Here is a 23194-nt window from a genome sequence, read left to right as displayed (position 1 = left end):
ATTCCAGCGTGCCTCCCGGGAAAATGGCCACGCAAGCAGCATCGCGGAGCGTTTCAGTCAGTCGCCGAGGATGTGCGTCAGCACCCCAATCGTGACCGTGTGATGTTGCTTCGGTTCAGGACTGGGCTCACGGTCTTTTGGTGTGCGGTGACCTGAATATTCACGATTCACACGCTCGCTAACACAATGCTGGCGTTCCGCTAACGCCCGGGGGTGTGACCGCTTACGGACCTGCCATTGCGTGGGGTTGTCTCGGTGCACACGGCAGCCAATTTTTCTTCTTTCCTGCAGGCCACGAAGTGCGGGTGTCTGCGCAGCGAAATGGTGGCGTGAGTGGTTCGTTGGCTCCGCGGTTATGCGCTGGGCGTGCCACGAAAGTCGGGCCGTGTCGTCTGGGTGGGGTCAGAGTTTCGGATCCAAGGAGGACGGCATGGTTGCCTCGGACCAAACGGTGGGGAATGGGCGATCACCACTGCAGGAAGCGGAGCGTCAGTTTCAGCGTCTCGGTGATCAATTGCGTGTCGTGATGGACGGCTGTGACTGCGCGGGCGAGGTCTCGTTGGTACAGGCGCGCTCCTGTCTGCTGGGTTCCTCGCGTGGGGCTCGGCAGCGCGATGTGGTGTGGTGCGAGGTCATTAGGCGCGCTCGTATGCATGAGGAGTGGATGGTCGGCGCGATCGGACTGGCGATGCCGGGGCTGCGTATGAGCGCGCGGCGTGTGTGCCGAGGGCTGGCTCCCGCCGCGGTCGATGACGTTGAATCCGCCATTCTGGCGGGTTTTGTCACCGCCATGCGACAAATCAACCCAGAATGGACTCGACTGGCGTGGCGACTGCGGAGCCGGGCGCAGCGAGCGGGTTTCCAAGAGCGTCGCCGTGAAACACGTCAACCCACGGTGAACGACCAAGTCAGCGAGTCGGCCGCTCCACCGATTCCGTGGGGACATCCCGATCTGCTGTTGGCCGAGGCAGTGCGGGCCGGCGTCCTGCACCGTGGTGACGCCCAACTCATCGCTGAATCTCGTCTGGAGAAAGCGACCTTGGTCGCAATCGCGGCGGATCTGGACGTCTCCTATAAGACGCTGCATAAGCGGCGTGAGCGCGCGGAGGCGCGCCTGGTGGCTGCGATCGCAGATGGATCAATCTCTGCGCGGTCGAGTACGGCGGCGACGATCGCCGACGCCGCGGGTTACCGCACGGGTTGACGGATTTTCTCCTGGACTGCCTGTCGACTTCGGCAGTGGTCCTGGCGAGTTTTCCGGTCGAGTTCGGCGCTGCCTCGATGCTGATCGCCTGCCTGCCCTGACAGATGATCACACCTGCTCACAACGTGAGGAGAGGAGGGGAGCCCGCCGGGTGGCGCCGGACTCTCCTGCTCGGGAGCTGCTTCTGGAGGTGGAGGGGTGCGCCCTCGACTGTTACATGCGCGCTTGCGGGGACAGCCCGACCCAGTTCTGGCCGTGGTAGCGATGGTGCTTGTGCTGGTCGTGGGGGATTCTCCGGCTCTGGCCCAGTCCGTGGACGAGTCCGGCGTTGAGGAGTTGGTCGACGTTGTGGGACGGATCCGCACAGTGATCGTGGCGCTGGCGGCGGCACTCGCCACGCTTTTCGCCACGATTGCTGGGATCCGATGGTTGCTGGCGGGGGGTGACCCGAGCGAGATCGATCGCGCTAAGCGCGCTCTGGTTGGGGCCGCGATCGGTTATGGGATCGCGATCCTCGCGACGGTGCTGATGGGCATCCTCGAGTACATCGTGGGCGAGCCTCCCGATACCGAGGACACCTCGGAGGATGAGGACGCTTCTGAGGAAGAAGGCGACTAGGCCATGTCTTTTGCGAGCCTGGCCAATGTTCCGCCTCCCGAGCCCAGCCCGAGTCCCGGAGCCGAGCCCTCGCCCCCGTCGACATCTGACCCGGATTCGGACTCGGAACAACCGGCGGAGCCTCGCTCTACTCCGGAGCCGAGCCCAGGGCCAGAGCCCTCCCCACCCTCGCGCCCCGAGTCTGATCCGGGCTCGGAGCCTGAGGCGGACTCAGACGATGCTCCGGAGGAGACACCGGATGCGCTGGATTGCGACACGGTTGACATTAGTTGTCATATCTCGAACTGGTTTGGTGACCTGGTCCGTGATTCCCTGAACCCGTTGTTCGGGGCGATCAGCGAGTGGGCGTTTTCCACCCCGGAGCCTGCCGAAAATGTCGCTGACCTGTGGTCGGGGACGCTCGCTATTGCAAACGTCCTCTACGTTCTGCTGATCATGGCGGCCGGAATCGTAGTGATGAGCCACGAGACCCTGCAGGCGCGCTACTCCGCCCGCGAACTCGCGCCGCGCATCGTGTTGGGTTTCGTCGCCGCGAATCTTTCATTGTGGATCGCCACTCAGATGATCCGATTTGGCAACGACGTTTCTGCTGCGATCTCGGTTGGCGCGGTGAATCCGGAAGAGGCTGCGCAGAACCTCTACGACCGTATGGATGTAATCGTAGGAGAGTCGGTCGTATGGGTTTTGCTCCTGCTCGTCGCCGTTGTCGTCCTCATTATTGTGTGGTTGCTGGTCGAGGTAGTGCGCGTGGTGATGTCGACCACGTTGGTGATCTTCGCGCCGATGATGTTGATGTTTCACGCGCTGCCGCAGTCGCAGCGGATCGCGTCGATGTGGTGGAGATCCATGGCCGCGGTGGTCACCATACCAATCATCCAATCTGTCGCGTTCACGGCGCTAATGAAGATCTTCTTCGAAGGACAGTTCGCGTACTTCGGCGCCATGCCAGGAGAAGGAGAGGATTTAGACGACAGTCAGGTCCTCTACAACCTACTTCTGTTTTTGACTCTACTCTATGTCCAGATAAGGATTCCCTTTTGGGTTTATAGGTTGGTGTGGTCGGGATCCGTTGGATCATCTCCCTTGGTTAGAATGGTAACTACTGCGGCGAACATTGTTGTTTTCCGGCGTGTTCTGGGCTCAGTACTGGGTCGAAAATCCACCACCTCGGGAGCCTCAGGCCGCGGCACCTCCAGCCGTACTCCTGCAACAAAGAATGAAACCCGGACACCTACGTCCAGCAGCGCTACCACCAATCGCGCTGCGCCACCCCAGCGGGCCAGCACGAACAACTCCGCGTTGGGGCAGGGCGCACCTAGCGCCGCACCGGCGCCCCAGCACCGCGAATCACGCACGACAACCACGTTTCTCCAGCGCATGTGGAGCCGGGTCCTGCCACACCACACGCGTGAGACCCCACCGCCCAAGCACGACGCCCGGCCGGTGCGCCAGCGCAAGAGTTCGCCGCCGTGGGCCCGCGAGTCGAATGCGCCGCGGCCGGCGCAGCCCCAACACCCGCCCCGACCTGAGACCGCACGGCCGCCTCGCGCCGATGACTCCAAGCGGGCGGTCCAGCCCGGACTGTTCCCCGCTGCAAAACGGTGGCGCCAAGGAGTGCTCCCCACAGCCCCACCGACGCGTGTTCCCGGGCGCACCACCCCCACACGCCTGGGCGAGATATGGGACAACCCGCGCCCAGCACCCCCACCCCGGCCCGGCCGCAACCAGACCGCGCTGTTCCCACCTGATCGCCGCCGCCGCTGGGTCCAGCCCCGGTTGCCCTTTCCCCGCAACACCCGCCCCACACCAAAAGACGAAGGTGCCAAATGAGCGACCAGACCCAATGGCACGCGCACATTCCCACCGATATTGACCGGCCTGACCCACTGATCGGCCCGTTCACTGCACGCCAGTTGGTCATCGTGACACCAGTCATCCTGCTGGTATGGGCGGGATTCATCGCGCTCAAAGACCTCGTCAACATCTGGGTACTGGCGGGGGCGGCCGTGCCGATTGTCGGTGTGGCAATCGCGCTCATCGTGGGACAGCGGGACGGCATCAGCCTTGACCGCCTGGCGTGGGCCGGGCTTGCCTGGAGCCGAAAACCCAAGCGTCGCGTCGCTGCGCCCGAGGGGATCACCGAGCTCCCCTCCTGGGCACCCCCACCGCCCAGGCAGCCGCGGCTGGAGCCACTGCGGCTGCCGGCCTCGGCCATCACCTCCAAGGGGGTGGTCGTGCTCGAGCACCGCAGTGCCGCACTGATTGTCTGCAGCACGCTCAATCTCGCGCTTGCCTCTGTGCGCGAGCAGGACACCATGGTCGCCCGTTTCGCCAGCGTTCTGCATTCACTGACCGAGCCAGTACAAATTCTCGTCCGCGGTGTGCGGTTCGATCTGCAACCGCAGGTCGCAACACTGCGCGAGAACGCGCCTCGCCTGCCCCATCCCGCCCTGGAGGACTCGGCCTACGCCCACGCCGACTTCCTCGACGAGCTGCAACGCCAGCGCGACCTGCTGCAGCGCGCCATCGTCATTGTCCTCACCACGGCGGGCACCTCGGGGGCCGCCGGCGCCAGTGTGCTGCGCCGCGCCGAGGACGTTGCCGCCCAACTGGCAGGGCTCGGGCTTCAAACCACTGTGTGCGACGGCGCCATGGCGGAGTCGGTGCTGCGCACCTGCCTACGCCCCGATGCCTACGACCACGAGTCCGCCCCCGACCATGGAGACCTCGCATGATCGCTCGGCTTCGCACCCTGCTTGCACGGTCCTTCGCCTCCGAGCAGGGCTCCACCGCCCTGGCGGGCCCCGCCATCGAAATCGGGCCGCGTCAACTCACAGTGGATGACACCTACAGTCAGACGCTGATCGTGACCGGCTACCCTCGCGACGTCACGCCCGGCTGGGCTATGGCGCTGCTGGCCTATCCGGGACGCATCGACGTGGCGCTGCACATCGAGCCCGTGGACTCCGCACTGGCCTCCACCCAGCTACGCAAGCGCCGCGCGCGCCTGGAGTCATCCTGGCGACTGGACGCCTACCAAGGCCGCGTAGAGGATCCGCACCGTGCCGCGGCGGTCGAAGACGCCGCAGACCTCGCCCAGCGTGTGGCGACCGCCCAAGCCCGGCTGTTCAAACTCGCCGTGTACGTGACCGTGCACGCCAGTACCGAGGCCGACCTGGCCGCGGAGGTCGAGCACGTGCGCACGCTGGCATCGTCAATGATGATCGACACCGTGCCAGCGACGTTTCGCGCGCTGGAGGGCTGGATCGCCACGTTGCCGCTGGGCACCGACCCCGTACGGGTGCGCCGCACGATGGACACCGACGCCATCGCCACGATGATGCCGATCGCCTCTCCCGACCTCGTGGCGGACCTGGGCGCCAGCGCAGTGGTGTACGGCGAGAACACACATTCAGCGGGCCTGGTGATGTGGGACCGCTTCAACGGCGACCTCGACAACCACAACGCGGTCATCCTGGCCCGCTCCGGCGCCGGCAAATCCTACCTGGCCAAACTCGAGATCCTGCGGCTCCTCCTCGTCGGCGTCGAGATCGCCATCATCGACCCCGACGACGAGTACGCCCGGCTCGCCCAGGCCGTGGGAGGCACCTGCATCCCGCTGGGCACACCCCACGGGCGGATCAACCCCTTCGATCTCGCGCACGGAGATGACGCGCTGACCACCCGGGCGCTGTTCCTGCACACCCTGGTCGCCACCATGGTGGGTGAACTCTCCGCTGAGGAAACCGCTGCCCTGGACCGGGCAATCATCGCCACATACGCCGCCGCGGGCATCACCACCGACGACCGCACATGGCACCGCGACGCCCCACACATGGCCAACCTCCTCGAGACGCTCACCGCGGCCGAGGACCCAGCCGCGACGTCACTGGTCACACGGCTACAGCCCTACGTCCACGGGTCCCACGCCAGACTCTTCGATGGCCCCACCAGCGCCGGCATGGGCAGCCACCTCACCGTCATCAGCCTGCGTGACGTGCCCGACGAGCTCAAGACCGTCGGCATCCTGCTCGCCCTCGATGCCCTGTGGCGCACCGTCACCAACCCCCACGACCGGCGCCCCCGCATGATCGCCGTCGACGAGGCATGGGCGGTGCTGCAATCCGACGTCGGGGCCCGATACCTCTACCGACTCGCCAAAAGCCTGCGCAAACACTGGGCCGGCCTGACCGTCATCACCCAGGACGTCGGCGACGTCCTCTCCACCGACCTGGGCAGGGCCGTCGTGTCCAACGCGGCCACCCAGATCCTGCTCAAACAAGGCCCGCAGAATCTCGACGCCGCAGCCGAGGCGTTCGGGCTCAGCGAGGGGGAGCGACAAGTCGTGGCCACAGCACAGCGCGGAGAAGCCCTCCTGGTGAGCGGGCACCAGCGGGTGGGGTTTCGCGCGCTGGCCTCCCCCGAGGAACACCGGCTGATCACAACCAACCCGGCCGAACTCGCCGAAGACAGCGAGGTGGGCGAGTGAGCGCGTACGACCACATCGACCACGCCCTGACCACCACGATCGGCCTCTCCGCCGCAACCGCGCTGACGGTGCTCATCACCGCAGGGCTGTTCCTGGTCACCACCACCATAGGTCTTCGCGTGATGCGCTACGCGATACTTGCCCACCGCGCCCGCGTGATCGAAATCCAGCCACCCCCCACCGCCACCATGGACCAGGCGCACGCGTTCTGGGCGCACGCCATGGGCCTGCTCAAGCCCCGCTGGCGCCGAGCGCTGCTCCAACCCCACCTGGCCTTCGAGGTTCTGGCGAGCGCCAACGGCGTGCGCCTGCAGATGTGGGTGCCCGGGATCATCCCTCCCGGCGTCGTCGAGCGCGCAATCGCCGCGCACTGGCCCGGAGCCACCACCCACACGACCCCCGCCACCCGCTACCGCGACGCCAACGAACGCACCCACGCGATCGGCGGATGGCTCGCCATGGCCCGCCCCGACGACTACCCGCTGCGAACCACGTTCGCCGACGACCCCATGCGCGCACTCTTGGGGGCCGTGCGTGACCTCGGACCCGACCAATCCGTGTGCGTGCGCGTGTGCGCCCGACCGGCCACCGGGTGGCGCCTCCAGCACGCCCGCATCAGCGCCGCACGCCTACGCGGACGCACGATGGGCATCGCCCGCATGGTGTGGGATCCCCTCGGCCCCTCCACCGCACGCGCACCCGCCTGGCCCGACGTCACCGACAACATCCGCGCCATCCTCACCAAGGCCAACTCGCCCCGCCTGGCCTGCCACGCCAGCTACCTGCTCGCCACGACCAGCACCACCCAAGAAGCCCACGAACGCCTTCGCGGGCGCGCCCACAGCGTGGCCAGCTACGCCGCCGCATTCGGATCAGGCACCCAGCAACTCACCCGCTCGCGCATGTGGTGGCCCCAGCTATGGCGCACCCACCGCTACCTCGCCCGTGGCTACCTGCTCTCGGTGTCCGAACTCGCCGCATTGGCCCACATCCCCACCGACGAGGTCATCCCCGGCCTCGAGCGCGCGGGCGCCCGGCGCATCGCCCCCACACCCAGCATCCCCACCGGCGACACCAACGCCCGCGTGATCGGAGACGCCGACACCGGAAACACCCGCCCCGTCGCGCTCACGGTGCCCGACGCCCGCCAACACACCCACATCGTGGGCAAAACAGGATCCGGAAAATCCACCCTGCTGGCCAACCTCGCGCTCCAAGACGCCCACGCAGGCCGCCCCGCCCTCGTGATCGACCCACGCGGAGACCTCGTCACCGACATCCTCGCGCGCCTGCCCAAGCACGCAGGAGAACGCGTCGTCCTGTGGGACCCCGACGACAACGCAGCCCCACCACGACTCAACCTGCTCCACGGAGCCGATCCCGAATTCACCAGCGACACCGTGGTGGGCGTCTTCCGCCGACTGTTCGCCTCGAGCTGGGGGCCACGCAGCGATGACATCCTGCGCTCAGCGAGCCTGACGCTGACCCGCGCCAACGACCCCACCCTCACCTTGGGCGACATCCCCCGACTCCTGGCCGATGACGCCTACCGTGCACGCCTCGTCGGCCGAATCCAAGACGAGTTCCTCGCCGGATTCTGGCACTGGTACGAAGACCTCTCCCGCAACGCACGCACGTCCTCAACCGGCCCCGTCCTCAACAAACTGCGCACCGTCCTATTGCGGCCCTGGGTACGCAACGTGGTGGCCTCCGGCCCCAACTCGGTCTCGTTGCCTGAGGTGTGGGACAACGGCGGCCTAGTGCTCATGCGCCTGCCCAAAGGAGTCCTCGGCGAGGACACCGCCAGCCTCATCGGCGCATTCGCCCTCGCACTGACCTGGCAAACCGTCACCTCACGCGTCGGGATCCCCGAACACCAACGCAACGACGTCAACGCCTACATCGACGAGGCCCACAACTTTCTTCTGCTGCCGCGATCAATGTCAGACATGCTCGCCGAGGCCCGCGGATACCACCTCGGCCTCACACTGGCCCACCAAGAACTCAGCCAACTCCCGCCCGAGCTCCGCAAAGCCTTGGCCGCCAACGCGCGCTCAAAGATCTTCTTCACGAGCAGCCCCGAAGACGCCACCTCCCTGCAGGACCACACCCTGCCCGAACTCGGCGCCCATGACCTGAGCCACCTGGGCGCCTATCAGGGGGCAGCCCGCCTGCTGGTGAACGGACGAGAACGGCCGGCCTTCACCATGCGCACCCGGGCGTTGCCGCCCCGGATCCCCGGCCGTGCGACCGCGATACGCCAGGCCGCCCGCCAACACAGCCCACCCACCCGAGCGCGTGCACCCCGCACCGCCGACGCCCGCACGCGCCTCAACACCTAACCGTGGGGAACAGGATGCGACTCAACCCAGCCGAGCGTGCCCGGATTGCCAGCCGCCTGACCCAACGTGACTACGACATCCTCGACGCGCTGCACACCCACCGGGTTCTGACCACCGCCCACATCGGTGGGCTATTTTTCACGACCCAAACGTCACGACGCGCCCGAACTCGCCTGCTTGACCTGCACCGCCTCTCGCTCATCGAGCGATTCCGTCCCCACCGCCGCAACGGGTCAGCACCATGGCACTGGGTACTCGCCCCAGCCGGCGCCCACATCCTCGCTCAGGCGCGCAACATCTCCATCGACGACCTGGGCTACCGCCATGACCATGTCCTTTCCCTCGCCCACTCCTCCCGCCTGTCGCACACCACAGGTGTACTCGACTGCTACGTCGCCGCCCTCACCATCGCCCGCATCACACCTCATGCCGCCCTCACCACCTGGTGGGACGAAAGGAGATGCGCGGTCGAATGGGGAGAGCACACACGCCCCGACGCCTACGCACGCTGGCACCACAACGACACCACCATCGAGGCATTCCTCGAGTACGACACCGGAACAGAAACCCTGGACCGGGTCTCCGCGAAGATGACCGGATACGCCAACCTGGCAGCACACAGCGGACTGATCACCCCCGTCTTGATCGTCACGAAAAGCGACGCCCGCGAATCCCATCTCGCCGCACGCCTCAGACCAGTGCTCACCAGCGACGTCCCAGTGCGACTGACAACCCACGCACAATTCACCAGCACCGGACCACTCGGATACATCTGGCGCCTGGCCAGCCCGTCACACGACGGTCGCCACCGACTCCTCGACCTCGCCCACCTGTGAGCGGCGCATGCTCAAACTCATAATCGGTCTTGGCGCCGCAGTCATCTTCATCCCCGTCATCATTTCCGCCGCAGCAATAGGAACCAGCGCCGCCCCTCCGGCCCCAACCCAGGTTGAGGGCATCGACCCGGTCTTACTGGACGCCTACACCCGCGGCGCCACCTACCTCGACGATGCCGAGGGCTACGACCAGTGCACCGGGATGCGATGGTCGATCCTCGCCGGCATCGGCGAAGTCGAGTCCGACCACGGCGCGACCGTCGACATTGACTCCTCCGGCGACACAGCCCCACCATTCATCGGACCGAGACTGGACGGCAGTGGGACCGGCGGCAATCTCACCCCGCATTACGACACCGACGACGGTCGGTGGGACGACGATGATGAGTACGACCGAGCGGTTGGCGTCACCCAGCACCTGCCCGCCAACTGGGCCGACTACGGCGTCGATGCCAACGATGATGGGAACGCCGACCCGCACAACGTCTACGACTCGGTGGCCGCCACAGCGGTTGAGCTGTGTCAAAGCGCTGGTGGCGACAACGTCGAGTTCGCCGACGAACAGGACGTGCGGGAAGCGCTGTATCGCTACAATCCCGCCGACTGGTACGTCGAGGACGTCATGGCCGAGATCGAGCACTACGACAGCCTGCCACTCGAGGTCCTCGCCGAAGGCGGGAACAAGGCTGGCCAGCAAGCCGTGGAGTGGGCACTCGACCAACGCGGCAAACCGTATCTATGGGGCGGCACCGGCCCCGACGCCTTCGACTGCTCGGGACTGACCATGCGTGCCTGGCAGGAAGCCGGCGTCGACATCCCGCGAGTGACCACCGACCAGTACCAGGCAGGCACCCGGGTCTCCCGCGACGAGCTCCAGCCCGGTGACCTGCTGTTCTACAACCGCGGCCCCGACCCACAACCCGGCCACGTCACCATGTATGTGGGAGACGGCCAGATGATCAACGCACCTGCGACTGGCGAGGTCGTACGTATCGACCCCATCGACATGGACTACTACGCCAGCGCATTCGCCGGGGCAGTTCGGCCGGTTGAATGGCCGGGGACAGTGTTGGGATGGCTAGGCGCTTCGCTCAAGCGGCACGCGGTGGAGCGCGATGTCAGCGGGTTCGTGGGTTCGTGGCGTTCACTGTGGGTGGGGTGGTGGGGGCGGGTGGGAGGCTGGCCTGGAGTCGGCGGGTGAGGTCCTCGCCCACCTGCGGGGTGAGCAGCCCGGTGTGCTTGATCCCTAGCCGGTGGGCCAACTCTCCTGTGTGGAGTCGGATGGTGGCCTCGATGAGGGTGGCGTAGGTGTCGATAGCCCTGCGGGTTTTCCACCAACTGAGCACCCCCAGCACGACGGTGATGAGCGCGCTGGGCCACCACCACACGGCCAGGGGCAAATACAGCACCGCCCATGCAGCCAGGCCGACGGCGCGGGCCACATCCTGACGGGCCGTGGTGATAGGGGTGGCCACCTCGGAAGGCAGGATCAGCCACAGGTGCGGCCACACCACCGCCACATCGAGGTCATGGTCGCGCCGCAGACGCCGCGCTACCGCGTTGATCCGATCCCCACACCAGGTGGGCCGTTCCGGCTCCTCCGCGGAGACGCGCGCCATCTGGTCGTAGGCCGCCCGGTAGGATCCCACCGCGCCGGCGCCGTCCCGGTTGCCGCCCTCGGGGGAACGGTCGGCCGCTTCCAGGGTGCGGCGGCGGGTGGCCCACCGGTGGCGGCGGGTCGCGACCCAGGGGTGGATCAGGCGGGGTAGTGGGGGTGGCCACCGTTGCCAGTCGGCGGCTAGCCACAGGCCTTCTATGAGGCCGCCCAGGGCTCGGGCGAGCAGGCCGAGGGCGGCGCTGCCGGCCAGGACGGCGGCGACGATGGTCACCTGGCCGCCGACGGTGGCCACGCGCGGGTTCTCGGCGTGGGCGGTGATGGTTTCCACCAGGACGAGCGGGTCCAGGGCGTGGGCGTGGCCCAGCATGCGGGCGGTGGCCGCCACGGCCAGATACAGGATCCCGGGTAGGGCCAGCAGGCTCACCCACCGTTCGGTGAGCGTGGTGCCCAGCGTTGCCAGCAGCCCACTCATGGGGTCAGGTCCGGGGGGTGCGGCGCAGTGGTTGAGCGGTGACGTGGCAGGTGGGCACGGGGCTGGCCGGATCGGGCCGCCAGGAGCGCGCGCACAGCCCGGCTGGGCACCGGTAGTCGGCCTCACCGGGCCGGGCGCTGTCGATTCCGGCCAGGTGAAGCCCGCGGGCCCCGCTGCCGGCACTGGCCACACCGCAGGTGTAGGTGTGGGGGCCGCTGGTTTCGGCGTAGGCATAGACCCCGTGGGCATCACCGAGTGACTGCAGGATGGCGTCCAGCGTGTGTAGCGGCGTGGCCACATCGGCGCCGGTGCGGGCGGCCCGCAGCACCTCCTCCACCAGCGCCGCCCCCTGGGCAGTGGGGTGCAGGGTGTGGCGGATCTGGTCGGTGTGGGTGCAAAGGATGGCCAGCATCACCGCCACCTCGTCGCGTGTGCGCTCCGGCGCCTCGCTCACAAGGCTCCCTTCTCCCGTCGTCCTTCGCTTTCCACGCTTGCCCCGCGCCGGGGTGTTGAGAGTGGTGGCCGGATCGAGCCTATCGGAGCAAATCCCCGATATGCCGGGGTTCGCGCAGCTAGCATCCGGTGACGGATCGGCAACCCAGATGGGGGGAACGTGTGCGCGAGCAGGTGCTGGCCGCGATGCGAGCGCGGCTTCAACGGGTCGAAGACACCGGTGATGTCTCTGCGGTACTGGAACCGGAGGCGCTACGCCAGACTCGCGAGCTGGCCCACCTCCTGCAGGAGGCTCCCCAGGATCTCGACGTCCGGCTTGTTCTGGGGTGGTGCCACTGGTACGGAGTCTTAGCCTTGCCCGAACGCGACCGCCACGTCGCCGCCCAGGCCGCAGTAGAGACTCTCACCCCGTGCTTCCTCGCCGACGTGACCCCCCTACCCGAGGAGCTCGTACCTATACTCGCCCAGGCCGCAGCCCCGACCGCCACCCGTCAACTCAAGCAGGCACTGGGCTCCACCGACCCATCTCTGATCACCAACACGGTCACAGTGTGGCAACGCATCGTCCAGGCCACCCCCGAGGACCACCCCAACCGCGCCGTGTACCTGTCCAACCTCGGCACCGCACTGCAGACCCGATTCGAACGCACCGGCGCACTGGAGGACCTCGACCAGGCGATCACGGCCCTGCGAGGCGCGGTGCAGGTCATCCCCGAAGACCACCCCGACCGCGCCGCGTCCCTGTCCAACCTCGGCAACACACTGCGGGTCAGGTTCGAACGCACCGGCGCACTGGAGGACCTCGACCAGGCGATCACGGCCCTGCGAGGCGCGGTGCAGGTCATCCCCGAAGACCACCCCGACCGCGCCGTATCCCTGTCCAACCTCGGCAACACACTGCGGGTCAGGTTCGAACGCACCGGCGCACTGGAGGACCTCGACCAGGCGATCACGGCTGGCAAACAGGCCGTCCAGGCCACCCCCGAAGACCACCCCGACCGCGCCGTATCCCTGTCCAACCTCGGCAACACACTGCGGGTCAGGTTCGAACGCACCGGCGCACTGGAGGACCTCGACCAGGCGATCACGGCTGGCAAACAGGCCGTCCAGGCCACCCCCGAAGACCACCCCGACCGCGCCGTATCCCTGTCCAACCTCGGCAACACACTGGGGACCCGGTTCCAACGCACCGGCTCACTAGAGGACCTCGACCAGGCGATCACGGCCCTGCGAGGCGCGGTGCAGGTCACTCCCGAAGACCACCCCAACCACGCCACGTACCTGTCCCACCTCGGCGCAGCACTGCAGATCCGATTCGAACGCACCGGCGTACTGGAGGACCTTGACCAGGCGATCACGGCTGGCAAACAGGCCGTCCAGGCCACCCCCGAAGACCACCCCGACCGCGCCGTATCCCTGTCCAACCTCGGCGCAGCACTGCGAACCCGGTTCGAACGCACCGGCGCACTGGAGGACCTCGACCAGGCGATCACGGCTGGCAAACAGGCCGTCCAGGCCACCCCCGAAGACCACCCCGACCGCGCCACGTACCTGTCCCACCTCAGCGCAGCACTGGGGATCCGATTCGAACGCGTGGGGACGCGGGAGGACCTCGACCACGCGATCACCGTTGGCAAACAGGCCATCCAGGCCACCCCCGAGGACCACCCCAACCGCGCCATGTACCTGTCCCACCTCGGCCGCACACTGCAGACCCGGTTCGAACGGGAGGGTGCGCAGGCCGATCGGGACGCGGCGGTGTCGGCCTTCACTCATGCCTGGAAGGTGACCTCGGCGCCTCCCTCATGGAGGATCCGGATCGGGAGAGCGGCGGCGCGCCTGATGGGCTCCTCCGATCCGGCCACGGCGGCCACGTTGCTGCACGATGCGGTGGAGCTGTTGCCCCAAGTAGCCCCACACCAATTGAGGCACGGCGACCAGCAGTACGCGCTGAGCCGTTTCGCCGGGTTGGCGGACGAGGCTGCCGCGATGGCGCTGACCGATCCCCACGCGAGTCCGCGCGAGCGCGCCGAGCGGGCATTGGGGATGTTGGAGGCCGGGCGGGGCGTCCTGCTCAGTCAGGCCCTGGAAACCCGTGGCGACCTCAGCGACCTGTACCAGCAGCATCCCGAATTGGCGGCCCAATTCGTCGAGCTGCGCGATCTCCTCGACCAGCCCGGACACGCCCCCACCGAACCACGGTGGCCCGAGGCAGGCATCACCGACTGGGAAGCGCCCACCGGGCCAAACGCCGATGGCACACAGAGCGACGCCCGAACGCCGCGTGGGTTCGGCGACCGGCACCGTCTGGCCCGGGAGTTCACCGAGACTATGGAGCGCATCCGTTCTCTGGAGGGGTTTGCCACCTTCGGCCTAGTGCCCGCCGTGGAGGAACTCACCGACCAGGCCCACCACGGGCCGCTGGTGGTCTTCACCACCAGCCGCGAGCGATGTGACGCGCTGCTGCTCACCACCGCCGGGATCACCCACCTGGAACTGCCCGGACTGACAGAGCAGATCGTGGCGGATCGGACCGCTTCCTTCCTTCAGGCTCGCTCCACCGCTTTGCGGGCAGAAGATCCGTCCGAGCGGGTGGCCGCGGAGCAAACCCTGGTGCAGACGTTGGAATGGTTGTGGGATGCGGTGACCGGCCCGGTCCTGCACGCGTTGGGCTATCACGACGAACCCGCCGAAGGCAGTGCGTGGCCGCGGGTGTGGTGGGTACCCGGCGGGGTGCTGGGCCTGCTGCCCCTGCACGCCGCCGGCTACCACAGCGACCCGGCCGGATCGGGACGGCGCACGGTGATAGACCGGGTCATCTCCTCCTACACCCCCACAGTGCAGGCGCTGGCCTATGCCCGCCGCCACACCACCGACACCACCCCGGCATCGGACGATTCGGCGCTGGTCGTGGCCATGCCCACCACCCCCGACCTGGACGGTCAAGCGGCACTGCCGTACGCGGCCGACGAGGCCGCCGCAGCACGCCGCCACCTGCCCAGCGCCACCGTGCTGTGTACCCCCGACCCCGATGCGGCCGACGGCGACCCGACGGTAGTGCCCACCAAGGCCAGGGTCCTGCAGCGCCTACCCGAATGCGCGATCGCGCACTTCGCCTGCCACGGAACCACCGACCCCGACGCCCCCTCCCACAGCCGGCTCCTGCTCAGTGACCACGCCCAAGACCCGCTGACCGTGGCCAGCCTGGGCCCAGTCCGCCTGGATGAAGCCAGGCTGGCCTACCTCTCGGCGTGCAACACCGCAGCCATCCACGACACCGACCTCCTCGATGAAGCCATCCATGTAGCCTCAGCCTTCCAACTGGCCGGGTTCCCCCACGTCGTGGGCACCCTGTGGGAGATCAACGACCGCATCGCCGTCACCGTCGCCGACAGCTTCTACACCCACCTGCGCGGCCCCAACGGGAACCTGGATCCCGACCGGGCCGCCTACGCCCTCCATTCCGCCGTCCGCGCCGTCCGCGACGGAGCGGACCTACCCCAGGGATACGACCGGACCAAGGTGCCCTCACTATGGGCGGCCTACCTCCACACCGGGGCCTGACCCCACCACAGGGAGACCACCGCAGAACTCCTTTGCCACGCCGTTTTGGCCGGCCGGGCCCGCTGCAGGACGCCGAGGCCACTCAACGCTGCCGGCCCGCAAATTGCGGGGAATCCGCACCGGCCCACCTTCGATTCCCTGTTCTTCCCAAGCCTGTCTCCAAGAGGCGTCGGTCCATCGGGAGTCCGGCCCTTGACGGGCTAGCTTGGAAGGGCAGCGTTCGCCAGAACTGTGACCTCTCGAGCGCACTCTCCCAGCTCCTGCGGATCTACGTGGGGCTCCGCATAGCCACAGGAATAGCAGGGCACGTCACCTTGGGTATACCGATCCCTTGCGACTGGACTTCCTACCGTGCTGAGCGTGCCCTCAAGAATTCAGCACGGTGCGAATAACTACACTTCATCGGTTAGACGTAGGTTCTCGTAAAGACTCAGATTCTCGTTGCTATGCCGGTGTGCTCCTAGCGCGACATGAGGATGTGTTGGAGCGCATCGCTGCGCGACGTCGGGCAGGACCGTGTGCGACCGTGAGCGTCGCGCCAGGTGAACGTGTCCGGAGAGCACCAGATCGTCAGTTCAGGGCTCACGGACAGTACGGCGAGGTTGCGATGTGCGGTTCCGTAGACGCGGTGGCCGGCAGCGCGCAGGGCAGTGTGCAGCCGCTCGGTGGGTGCGCGGCAGTCGCGCTCGACGTCGATTATCGGGGGAGTGGCACGTGGGGCCCTTTTCTGGGCGGCCGTGGAGGCCCTCGCCAGGGGGTCGCGCGGGGACCGTGGTCCCCGTGTGCGTGCGCGGGTGCGTCGACCGCGGGCGGGCGCGAACAGACCCAACATCATGCTCGCTCCTGCGGTAGGAACCAGGCCCACACAGATCGGCCATGCTCATCACCATTCACGCCCCATGCGCTGGCAAGCGCATCAACGATGGCAAGACCACGCCCATGCGTATGAGTGGCGAGGACATCATCACAGCGGTGTGGGTGGCTAGGCCGCCCGCCTTCGTCAGTGACGACTAACTCCACCCCATGCGCGGTTCTTAGCTCAACAGTGACCACCCAGGAGTGCGAATGGGTGATGGCATTGGCGACCAGTTCTGCGGCCACCGTCACGATGTCGTGGTGATCGAGGCGTTGGGCCGTGTGGCGGCTGACCCACCGGCGCGCAGCGCCGGCATAGACGCCATCGCGACCGGGGAACCGCGCAACGATGCGCTCGGCGGGTGCTGGGTGTGTCTGCATGAGCGCCTCCTCGGTGTGTAGGCCACCGGCCGCTGCAGTAGGTGGCAGCCGGACACCGATCAGCGCTCGCCTTGGCGTTAGAAATCAAGCCCTGAACAGGAGAAAATAATGAGGCCTGCCCCGGTTCATGGTGCTTGCGGTGGCAACTGGATCCCTACCTGCGAAATCCCGGTGAGATCGGGGTGAATTGCCTCGCAAGTTCGATTTCTACTCGATGAAGTACATTTAGGCCAATTCGGGCAAACTGGGTGTTGCCTGTTATTTCGGTCCGGTGGGCGTGACCTGTGCGAGCGTATGTGCGCTGCAGTTTTTTGGTTCGACATGGTGAGTGCGACCGTTTCCGGACGCTGGAGTTCGTGAATAAGGGTTGGCTGGCAAAGAACCCGGTGTTACGTTTCTGAGTTGTTGGGTGGCAATTTCGGTTGTGTGCCGGAGTTGAGGTGGTGTGAATGGTTGGCCGAATCGGGGAACGGGTATCCGTAGCCCTCCTGGTGTTCCTGGTGAGTTCATGCAGCTCAGAGACTAGTGAACCCTCGACCCCCGAGGATCCCCCGACCGCGAGCGCGACCGAATCAGACGACCCCGCCGCCGAGGCCATCACTGCCTACGAGCACATGTGGGATGTGGTCGTCGAAGCCTCGCGTGATGCAAGTCCCGATCATTCTGACCTCGACCAATACGCATCTGGCCAGGCCGCCGCCCTCATGCGCCAAGGAATGGAAGGTGTTGAGGAGCCCCTGGTCGGCGAACCCGTCCACGACATTGAGGTGCGGTCATCCGATTCCTCAGAAGTCGAGATTCGCGACTGCATGGACGCATCGGAATGGGTCGAAGAAGGGGAACCTCCCTCTGATGACGTGGATATCCGCGTGGACGCCACGATCAGCAAAGACGCGCTGAATTGGCTGGTGACAGACACGCGAATATGGGAGCCAGGCACATGTTGAAGCGCGCCGGCTGTGTGGCGACGGTGCTGGTGCTCGTGTGGCTGTTTCCGGCACCAGCATGGTCGGATGACCCTGACAATAGTTTTCTCGGGGAGACGACCTGTGGCTCCCAGGGCGGCCGCGGATGTGAGGTGCGGGCCGAGTCGCAGGAATCCACACCGGCGCAGCCTGAAGGCGACCAGGGCGGCGGCACCACGCCGCCAGCACAGTCCGAGGCGCCGGCCGATGCGGAGCCCGCATGTACGCAGCGCCCGGCGGCCCCAGGGGAGATGGAATGCTCGACCACCTTCTCCCAAGGAAGCGACGGGCAGGCGGTGGATCCGGTCACCATCGCCCACACCGCCCGCGATGAGATGATCCTGCCCGCCCCAGAGATGGCGGGCTCACCCGCCCTTGACACTGAGCAGTTGGTCGGGGTGCCGGTCTGGTTGTGGCTGGAGGACTCCTCCTGGGAAACGGTCTCGGCCGAGGCGTCGGTGCCGGGCGGAGAGGTCACGGTGACGGCCCGCCCGCAGAGGTCCACGTGGGACATGGGCGACGGATCCACCGTCACCTGCGACGGGCCGGGCACCGCGTGGGACCCCGAACAGTTCGCCGCCGAGGAAGCCTCACCCGATTGCGGCCACACCTACACCCAGGCCTCCAGCGACCAGCGAGATGGGGTCTACGCGGTTTCTGTGGAGGTGCGCTGGGTGGTGACCTATGCGATCTCGGGAGAGGACAGTGGCGCTTTGGATCCCCTGGTGACCTCAGAAACCGCGCAGGTCGAGGTAGGGGAGTCCTTTGGAGTTGTGACGCGGAGCTAAAGGTTGTCGATCCACCGTTCCACAAGCGCAGGGAGGTCGAGGGGTGAGACCAGCGAAGGGGGCGTCACCCGGAGGAGGCGAGTCCAGCCAGTTGCGATTGGCGGCCCCGCGTCGCCAGTGGATGAGGCATGCGGGCGCGGCGGCGGTCATCGCCCTGGGGGCAGGCATCGGGGTGGGATGGGATGCGCTGAGCCAGGAGGAGCGTGTTCCTGTGGTCACGGCCGCTACTGACCTTCCTGCTGGCCACGTGCTTGGTGACGACGACATTGCGGTGGCCCACGTCACGGGCATGGATTCCGCCCACGTGGTGGATGCGCGCGAGGCCGACGTTGCGGGGCAGCGCCTCGCGCTACCGGTCGCCGAAGGGGCTCCCTTAAGCGAGGGCGTTCTGGGATCCGAGGCGGCGTTTCCGGGCGCGAACGAGGCGGTCGTGGCGGCCGCGTTAGCCCCGGGAGCGTTGCCCGCCTCGGCGAGCGAGGGTTCCCACGTGGCCATCATCACTGACGCCTCCGGGCAGGCCCCCCAACCCGGCGATGAGAACGCCGGGGAGCCGTCGCAGAGTTCTGGCGACCACGGGCGCGCCGTTGACGGGCGAGTGCACACCATCGAGAAAAGCGAGGACGCAGAACCAGGCGTGGATGCTGTGGTGGAGCTCGTCGTCTCTGCTGGCGACGCGGCCCACGTCGCGCGCGCCGCTGGAGAGCAAACGCTGCGGCTGGTGGTCGTCGCGGAGGAGGGGACCTGATGATCGTGGCCCTGTGCTCGCTGGCGGGCGCTCCAGGGGTGAGCACGCTCGCAGTGGCTGTGGCGGCGTGGTGGCCCACCTGGCAGGAGCCACCGGTGCTGGTGGAAGCCGACGCCTCTGGCGGCGACCTCGCTGACTGGCGCGGGCTCGGCACCGACGTGGGCGTGGTTTCTCTTGCGGCCCAGCTGCGCGCGACACCGCCCGATGCCGGCAGTACGGGCGATGCGCTGCTTCGCCACGCCCGGATGCTCACAGGAGGGCTACCAGTCGTGGTCGCGCCCTCGAGTGCCTACCATGGTGCGGCTGCGGTGCAGCTCCTGGCTGCCAACGGTGCCATTCTGCGGCGGGACAGTTCCGTGACCATCGTGGATGTGGGGCGGGCCAATCCCGGCTCCGCTGGTGCGCAGCTGATGAGCCACGCCGATGCGGTGGTCGTGGTGGCCCACGCCGACGCGCCGCAGCTGCGCCGGGTGCGCGAGAGCGCCCCGATGTTTGAGCATCTGCGTGCGCCGGTGGGTCTGGCCGTGCGCGGTGCGCAGTTCGGCGACGAGGAAATCGCCGAGCAAGTAGGGCTGCCGGTGTGGGCGCGTGTGCCCCATGACGATGCCGCAGTGAACTTCATTCGTGGTCGGGGCGCCACGGGGCGCATAGGGCGGCGACCAATGATGCGCGCCGCGCAGCGCCTGGTGACGCGACTGGGCGAGGAGCACCACGAGCAACAGCGGCGCCTGCGCCACCTGGTGGCGACCGGTGGTGGATCATGAGCGAGACGACGCACCGGCGCGCAGAGGCCGAGGACACCGACCTGGACCACGCCACGGTCGAGCAGGTGACCGCTGAGGTCACGCGGCGCCTGGTGGCAGCAGCCACCGACGATGAGGCGGCCGGGCGAGCCCCCCTCTCCGGGGGCGCATTCCGCAACCGGGCGGCCGAAGTGCTCTCCGCAGTGCTGGAGGAGAACGCCCGCACCACGATCGCGCGTGGGCAAATGCCGCTGGGCCGCGATCACGAGGAGCGGCTGCGCCGTACGGTACTGGCCCGTGTCAGCGGGCTGGGGCCGCTGGAGGAACTACTGGCCGAGCCCGGAGTGCAGGACATCAACATCATCGGTGGCCAGGTGTTCATGCGCTTCACCGACGGCCGGCGCGAGCAACGCCCGCCCATCGCCGCCAACGACAGCGAACTCATCGCGCTCGTGCGACGCCTGGCCGCGGAATCAGCCGGAGGCGAGCGCCGATGGGACGCCTCCGCGCCGCTGCTGAACGTGCAACTGCCCGCAGGGCAGCGTCTAGCCGCCGTCATGGACGTCTCCCACGCCCCGGCTGTGGCGATCCGCTGCCACGACTCGCGACGGATGTCGCTGCGCCACCTCCACGAGCGCGGCATGGTCGATGACCTGGCGCGGCAACTCCTGGCCGCAGCCACACAAGCACGACTCAACATGATCATCTCCGGAGCGACCGGCGCGGGCAAAACCACGCTCCTGCGCGCGATCGCGAGCTATATCCCCGCCCACGAACGCCTCGTCACCATCGAGGACACGTTCGAGCTGGGGCTGCACCACGACGACGAGGCCCATCCGGAATGTGTGGCACTGCAGGCCCGACCGCCCAATCTGGAAGGGGTCGGTGAGATCAGCATGGCCGATCACATGCGCCATGCGCTGCGCATGTCCCCGGACCGGGTGATCGTCGGTGAGACGCGCGGCCCCGAGACACTCGCGGTGCTCACCGCGATGAGCATGGGCACCGACGGGTCCCTGGCCACCATCCACGCCAGCAGCGCCCAGGATGTCATGACCAAGATTGCGGCCTACACCGCCCAGTCCCCCGAACGGCTCGGCCGTGAGGCCACCAGCCTGCTGGTTGCCGCAGCCCAGCCGCTGATCGTGCACATCTACTCCCGCCCCAATGGAGTGCGCATGGTGACCAGTGTCCGTGAGGTGGTCGGCGCGGAGGGCGGCCAGGTGGCCTCCAACGAGATCTATCGACGCGACCCGGCCACAGGTCAGCGTCGTCTGGCCGCACCGCCCAGCGAGCGGGTGGCCCAGGCCCTGCAGGAGGCTGGGCTCGACCCGCGCGTGCTCAGCGAACACGGGTGGGCGCGATGACGAGCATGGCGATCAGCGCGGTCAGCGGGGCACTGGTGGCGGGAGGGCTGTACCTGGCCGTGCTCACCGCGAGCGCAGCCGCCTCCGCCTCCTCGGTGGTAGCGCGCACACGATCGAGTCTGGCGCGGCTCCGTCGCCGCGACGCCGTCGTGCGTCTCGGGGGCGCGCTTGTGGCCGGGCTGGCGGTCGGTGTGGCCACAGGATGGCCCGTGGCGGCCGTGTTGGCCGCCGCCGCCCTGTGGTGGCTGCCGCCCGTGCTGGGGCCCGACGTGGCCACCCGTCGCGCCACGGAGCGCATCGACGCGGTCGCCACCTGGACCGAACTGCTCGGTGATGAGATCTCTGGGGCCGCGGGTCTGCACCAGGCGATCGCGGCCAGTGCTCAGGCCGCCCCCGCAGCGATTCGTGAGGAGGTCACGGATCTGGACCGTCGCCTGCGCGAGGGCGAGGACGCCGAGGTGGCCCTGGCGCAGTTCGCACGGCGCGTTGGCGTGCCCACCGCGGACCTGGTCGCGGTGAGCCTGGCGACCGGGCTGTCTGGGCACGCCTCCGACCTGGGCGCCTATCTGGCGCGTCTGGCTGAGACGGCACGGGAGCGCTCGATCATGCTCGCGCGTATCGCTGCGAGCCGGGCGCGCCTGCGCTCCTCGGTGCGCATCATCGTGGCCGTCACCGTCGTCATGGCCTCCGGATTGGTCGTGTTCACCCCGGATTTCCTGACCCCTTATGACAGTGTGGCCGGCCAACTGGTGCTGGCGCTGGTGGGAGCGATCTGGGCGGTGTCCTTGTCGGCCATGGCGCGCATGGCACACCCCGACCTGGGCCAACGGATCCTCACTGTTGAAGGAGGGGCCACATGAGCACTCTGACCGCGGCCCTGGCCGGCGCCTGCGTGGCCACCGGTGTCGTGCTCCTCGCCAATGGCCTGCGCCGCCCCACCCTGGCCGATCTCCTCGCTGACCCCTCAGCGCGCCCCGCGCCCGAGCGCACCAGCCAGGGACGCAAACACCAACTTGGACTGATGAGCGCTCCACTACTGGCCACAGTCGGTGTCCCCTCACAGCGCGTCCGCCGCGACCTCGCCGCCAGCGACCACGACGCGGCTGACTATCTGGCCGAGAAGGCGCTGGCCGCTGGGGTGGGCGTGACGGTGCCCACGATCCTGGCAAGCGTCATCGCCATGACCGACACCGCAGTGCCCCCAGGGCTGGGGATCGGCGTGGGCCTGGCGTGCCTGGTGAGCTGCTGGATGGCCCCCGACGTAGCGGTACGCCGCCGCGCTGCCCAGCGCCGCTCCGAGCTGGTCAGCGCCACCAGCGCCTTGGCGGACCTGGTCGTGATCCTGCTGGCCGGAGGTGCGGGCATCTCGGGCGCCGTGACCCACGCCGCCCAGCGCGGCTCCGGCTGGGCCGCCTCACGCATCCGATTGGCACTGCAGACCGCGACCGTGCACCGCCAACCCGGCTGGCAGGGCCTCGCCGACCTCGCCGCACGCACCGAGGTCAACGAGCTCAGCGAGATCGCCTCCTCACTGCAGGCCGCCGAAGCCGACGGTGCGCGCATCAAGACCAGCCTGACCGCGAAAGCGGCCTCACTGCGGGCACGCGAGGCCACCAACTCCGAATCAGCCGCCAACGAGAGAACCGAACGCATGAGCGTGCCCGTCATGGGCATTGTCCTGGGATTTCTCCTCGCGATTCTCTTTCCCGCTATCGCTCAGGTCTCCGCCGGATTCTAAGACGAAGGAGATGATG

General features: G+C 67.7%; 20 protein-coding genes. 17 read left to right on the top strand and 3 right to left on the bottom strand.

From position 1 onward, the window contains the following. Positions 1-430 precede the first annotated feature (430 nt). From F4561_RS25680 to F4561_RS25645, 8 genes are all read left to right on the top strand, one after another. Positions 431-1204: a hypothetical protein gene (locus F4561_RS25680; RefSeq protein WP_184582478.1), complete on the top strand. Its 774-nt coding sequence runs from the start codon at positions 431-433 to the stop codon at positions 1202-1204. Positions 1205-1429: 225 nt separating this feature from the next. After that, the gene (locus tag F4561_RS25675) at positions 1430-1822 is read left to right on the top strand and encodes a pilin (protein ID WP_184582475.1); all 393 of its coding nucleotides are present in this window, start codon (positions 1430-1432) and stop codon (positions 1820-1822) included. Between the two features lie 3 nt (positions 1823-1825). Continuing rightward, positions 1826-3652, top strand: coding sequence for a TrbL/VirB6 family protein (locus F4561_RS25670; protein WP_512698661.1), 1827 nt, complete (start codon positions 1826-1828; stop codon positions 3650-3652). Beyond that, entirely contained in the window at positions 3649-4557 is a 909-nt protein-coding gene (locus F4561_RS25665) for a PrgI family protein (protein WP_184582471.1), read from the top strand. Before F4561_RS25670 ends, F4561_RS25665 begins: the two co-directional genes overlap by 4 nt. After that, complete coding sequence (locus F4561_RS25660) at positions 4554-6311, top strand: VirB4 family type IV secretion system protein (RefSeq protein ID WP_184582468.1); 1758 nt, start codon at positions 4554-4556, stop codon at positions 6309-6311. The genes F4561_RS25665 and F4561_RS25660 overlap by 4 nt, the downstream gene beginning before the upstream one ends. Further along, entirely contained in the window at positions 6308-8653 is a 2346-nt protein-coding gene (locus tag F4561_RS25655; protein ID WP_312885535.1) for a DUF8128 domain-containing protein, read from the top strand. The genes F4561_RS25660 and F4561_RS25655 overlap by 4 nt, the downstream gene beginning before the upstream one ends. Positions 8654-8667: 14 nt before the next feature. Continuing rightward, complete coding sequence (locus tag F4561_RS25650; protein WP_184582466.1) at positions 8668-9489, top strand: replication-relaxation family protein; 822 nt, start codon at positions 8668-8670, stop codon at positions 9487-9489. Between the two features lie 7 nt (positions 9490-9496). Beyond that, positions 9497-10690 carry a C40 family peptidase gene (locus tag F4561_RS25645; protein WP_184582464.1) on the top strand — a complete coding sequence of 398 codons (1194 nt, stop codon included), beginning with the start codon at positions 9497-9499 and terminating at the stop codon, positions 10688-10690. Here F4561_RS25645 and F4561_RS25640 read toward each other — a convergent pair. Together F4561_RS25640 and F4561_RS25635 are read right to left on the bottom strand one after the other, a co-directional pair. Continuing rightward, positions 10608-11579 carry a hypothetical protein gene (locus tag F4561_RS25640; RefSeq protein WP_184582462.1) on the bottom strand — a complete coding sequence of 324 codons (972 nt, stop codon included), beginning with the start codon at positions 11577-11579 and terminating at the stop codon, positions 10608-10610. The genes F4561_RS25645 and F4561_RS25640 overlap by 83 nt on opposite strands. 4 nt (positions 11580-11583) lie before the next feature. Continuing rightward, positions 11584-12033: a hypothetical protein gene (locus F4561_RS25635; RefSeq protein ID WP_184582460.1), complete on the bottom strand. Its 450-nt coding sequence runs from the start codon at positions 12031-12033 to the stop codon at positions 11584-11586. A 161-nt stretch (positions 12034-12194) separates the two neighbouring features. On the opposite strand from F4561_RS25635, the gene F4561_RS25630 reads away from it, so the two are divergent. Next, positions 12195-15596, top strand: a complete 3402-nt coding sequence (locus F4561_RS25630) for a CHAT domain-containing tetratricopeptide repeat protein (protein WP_184582458.1) — start codon at positions 12195-12197, stop codon at positions 15594-15596. A gap of 831 nt (positions 15597-16427) precedes the next feature. On the opposite strand, the gene F4561_RS34085 is transcribed toward F4561_RS25630, so the two are convergent. Next, positions 16428-16703 (bottom strand): ATP-binding protein, encoded by a 276-nt coding sequence (locus F4561_RS34085; RefSeq protein WP_376773707.1) that lies wholly within the window; start codon positions 16701-16703, stop codon positions 16428-16430. Between F4561_RS34085 and F4561_RS32855 the strand changes: the two genes are divergently transcribed. The 8 genes from F4561_RS32855 (at position 16662) to F4561_RS25590 (ending at position 23178) form a co-directional block, all read left to right on the top strand. Next, positions 16662-16853, top strand: coding sequence for a hypothetical protein (locus tag F4561_RS32855; protein ID WP_246437288.1), 192 nt, complete (start codon positions 16662-16664; stop codon positions 16851-16853). The genes F4561_RS34085 and F4561_RS32855 overlap by 42 nt on opposite strands. Positions 16854-17281: 428 nt before the next feature. Continuing rightward, entirely contained in the window at positions 17282-17779 is a 498-nt protein-coding gene (locus F4561_RS25620) for a hypothetical protein (RefSeq protein ID WP_184582454.1), read from the top strand. 269 nt (positions 17780-18048) lie between these two features. Further along, positions 18049-18585 (top strand): hypothetical protein, encoded by a 537-nt coding sequence (locus F4561_RS25615; RefSeq protein ID WP_184582452.1) that lies wholly within the window; start codon positions 18049-18051, stop codon positions 18583-18585. 43 nt (positions 18586-18628) lie between these two features. Beyond that, positions 18629-19330, top strand: a complete 702-nt coding sequence (locus tag F4561_RS25610; protein WP_184582450.1) for an SAF domain-containing protein — start codon at positions 18629-18631, stop codon at positions 19328-19330. Then, entirely contained in the window at positions 19330-20094 is a 765-nt protein-coding gene (locus tag F4561_RS25605; RefSeq protein WP_184582448.1) for a CpaE/TadZ family protein, read from the top strand. Before F4561_RS25610 ends, F4561_RS25605 begins: the two co-directional genes overlap by 1 nt. Beyond that, a complete protein-coding gene (locus tag F4561_RS25600; RefSeq protein WP_184582446.1) occupies positions 20091-21440 on the top strand; it encodes a TadA family conjugal transfer-associated ATPase in 1350 nt (449 codons plus the stop codon). The genes F4561_RS25605 and F4561_RS25600 overlap by 4 nt, the downstream gene beginning before the upstream one ends. Continuing rightward, positions 21437-22300 (top strand): type II secretion system F family protein, encoded by an 864-nt coding sequence (locus tag F4561_RS25595; protein ID WP_221445623.1) that lies wholly within the window; start codon positions 21437-21439, stop codon positions 22298-22300. Before F4561_RS25600 ends, F4561_RS25595 begins: the two co-directional genes overlap by 4 nt. Further along, positions 22297-23178, top strand: a complete 882-nt coding sequence (locus F4561_RS25590; protein ID WP_184582434.1) for a type II secretion system F family protein — start codon at positions 22297-22299, stop codon at positions 23176-23178. Before F4561_RS25595 ends, F4561_RS25590 begins: the two co-directional genes overlap by 4 nt. Positions 23179-23194: the final 16 nt, after the last annotated feature.

The sequence above is a fragment of the Lipingzhangella halophila genome (genome assembly GCF_014203805.1).
Lineage (GTDB): Bacteria > Actinomycetota > Actinomycetes > Streptosporangiales > Streptosporangiaceae > Lipingzhangella > Lipingzhangella halophila.
This window is presented reverse-complemented; position numbering and strand designations above follow the sequence as displayed.

What these genes read in the sequence shown, in the direction of transcription:
- F4561_RS25590 (WP_184582434.1), top strand. Translation starts at nt 22,297, where the DNA reads ATGAGCACTCTGACCGCGGCCCTGGCCGGCGCCTGCGTGGCCACCGGT.
- F4561_RS25680 (WP_184582478.1), top strand. Translation starts at nt 431, where the DNA reads ATGGTTGCCTCGGACCAAACGGTGGGGAATGGGCGATCACCACTGCAG.
- F4561_RS25595 (WP_221445623.1), top strand. Translation starts at nt 21,437, where the DNA reads ATGACGAGCATGGCGATCAGCGCGGTCAGCGGGGCACTGGTGGCGGGA.
- F4561_RS25620 (WP_184582454.1), top strand. Translation starts at nt 17,282, where the DNA reads ATGGTTGGCCGAATCGGGGAACGGGTATCCGTAGCCCTCCTGGTGTTC.
- F4561_RS25640 (WP_184582462.1), bottom strand. Translation starts at nt 11,579, where the DNA reads ATGAGTGGGCTGCTGGCAACGCTGGGCACCACGCTCACCGAACGGTGG.
- F4561_RS25600 (WP_184582446.1), top strand. Translation starts at nt 20,091, where the DNA reads ATGAGCGAGACGACGCACCGGCGCGCAGAGGCCGAGGACACCGACCTG.
- F4561_RS25660 (WP_184582468.1), top strand. Translation starts at nt 4,554, where the DNA reads ATGATCGCTCGGCTTCGCACCCTGCTTGCACGGTCCTTCGCCTCCGAG.
- F4561_RS25665 (WP_184582471.1), top strand. Translation starts at nt 3,649, where the DNA reads ATGAGCGACCAGACCCAATGGCACGCGCACATTCCCACCGATATTGAC.
- F4561_RS32855 (WP_246437288.1), top strand. Translation starts at nt 16,662, where the DNA reads ATGGGTGATGGCATTGGCGACCAGTTCTGCGGCCACCGTCACGATGTC.
- F4561_RS25650 (WP_184582466.1), top strand. Translation starts at nt 8,668, where the DNA reads ATGCGACTCAACCCAGCCGAGCGTGCCCGGATTGCCAGCCGCCTGACC.
- F4561_RS25670 (WP_512698661.1), top strand. Translation starts at nt 1,826, where the DNA reads ATGTCTTTTGCGAGCCTGGCCAATGTTCCGCCTCCCGAGCCCAGCCCG.
- F4561_RS25615 (WP_184582452.1), top strand. Translation starts at nt 18,049, where the DNA reads ATGGAATGCTCGACCACCTTCTCCCAAGGAAGCGACGGGCAGGCGGTG.
- F4561_RS25605 (WP_184582448.1), top strand. Translation starts at nt 19,330, where the DNA reads ATGATCGTGGCCCTGTGCTCGCTGGCGGGCGCTCCAGGGGTGAGCACG.
- F4561_RS25645 (WP_184582464.1), top strand. Translation starts at nt 9,497, where the DNA reads ATGCTCAAACTCATAATCGGTCTTGGCGCCGCAGTCATCTTCATCCCC.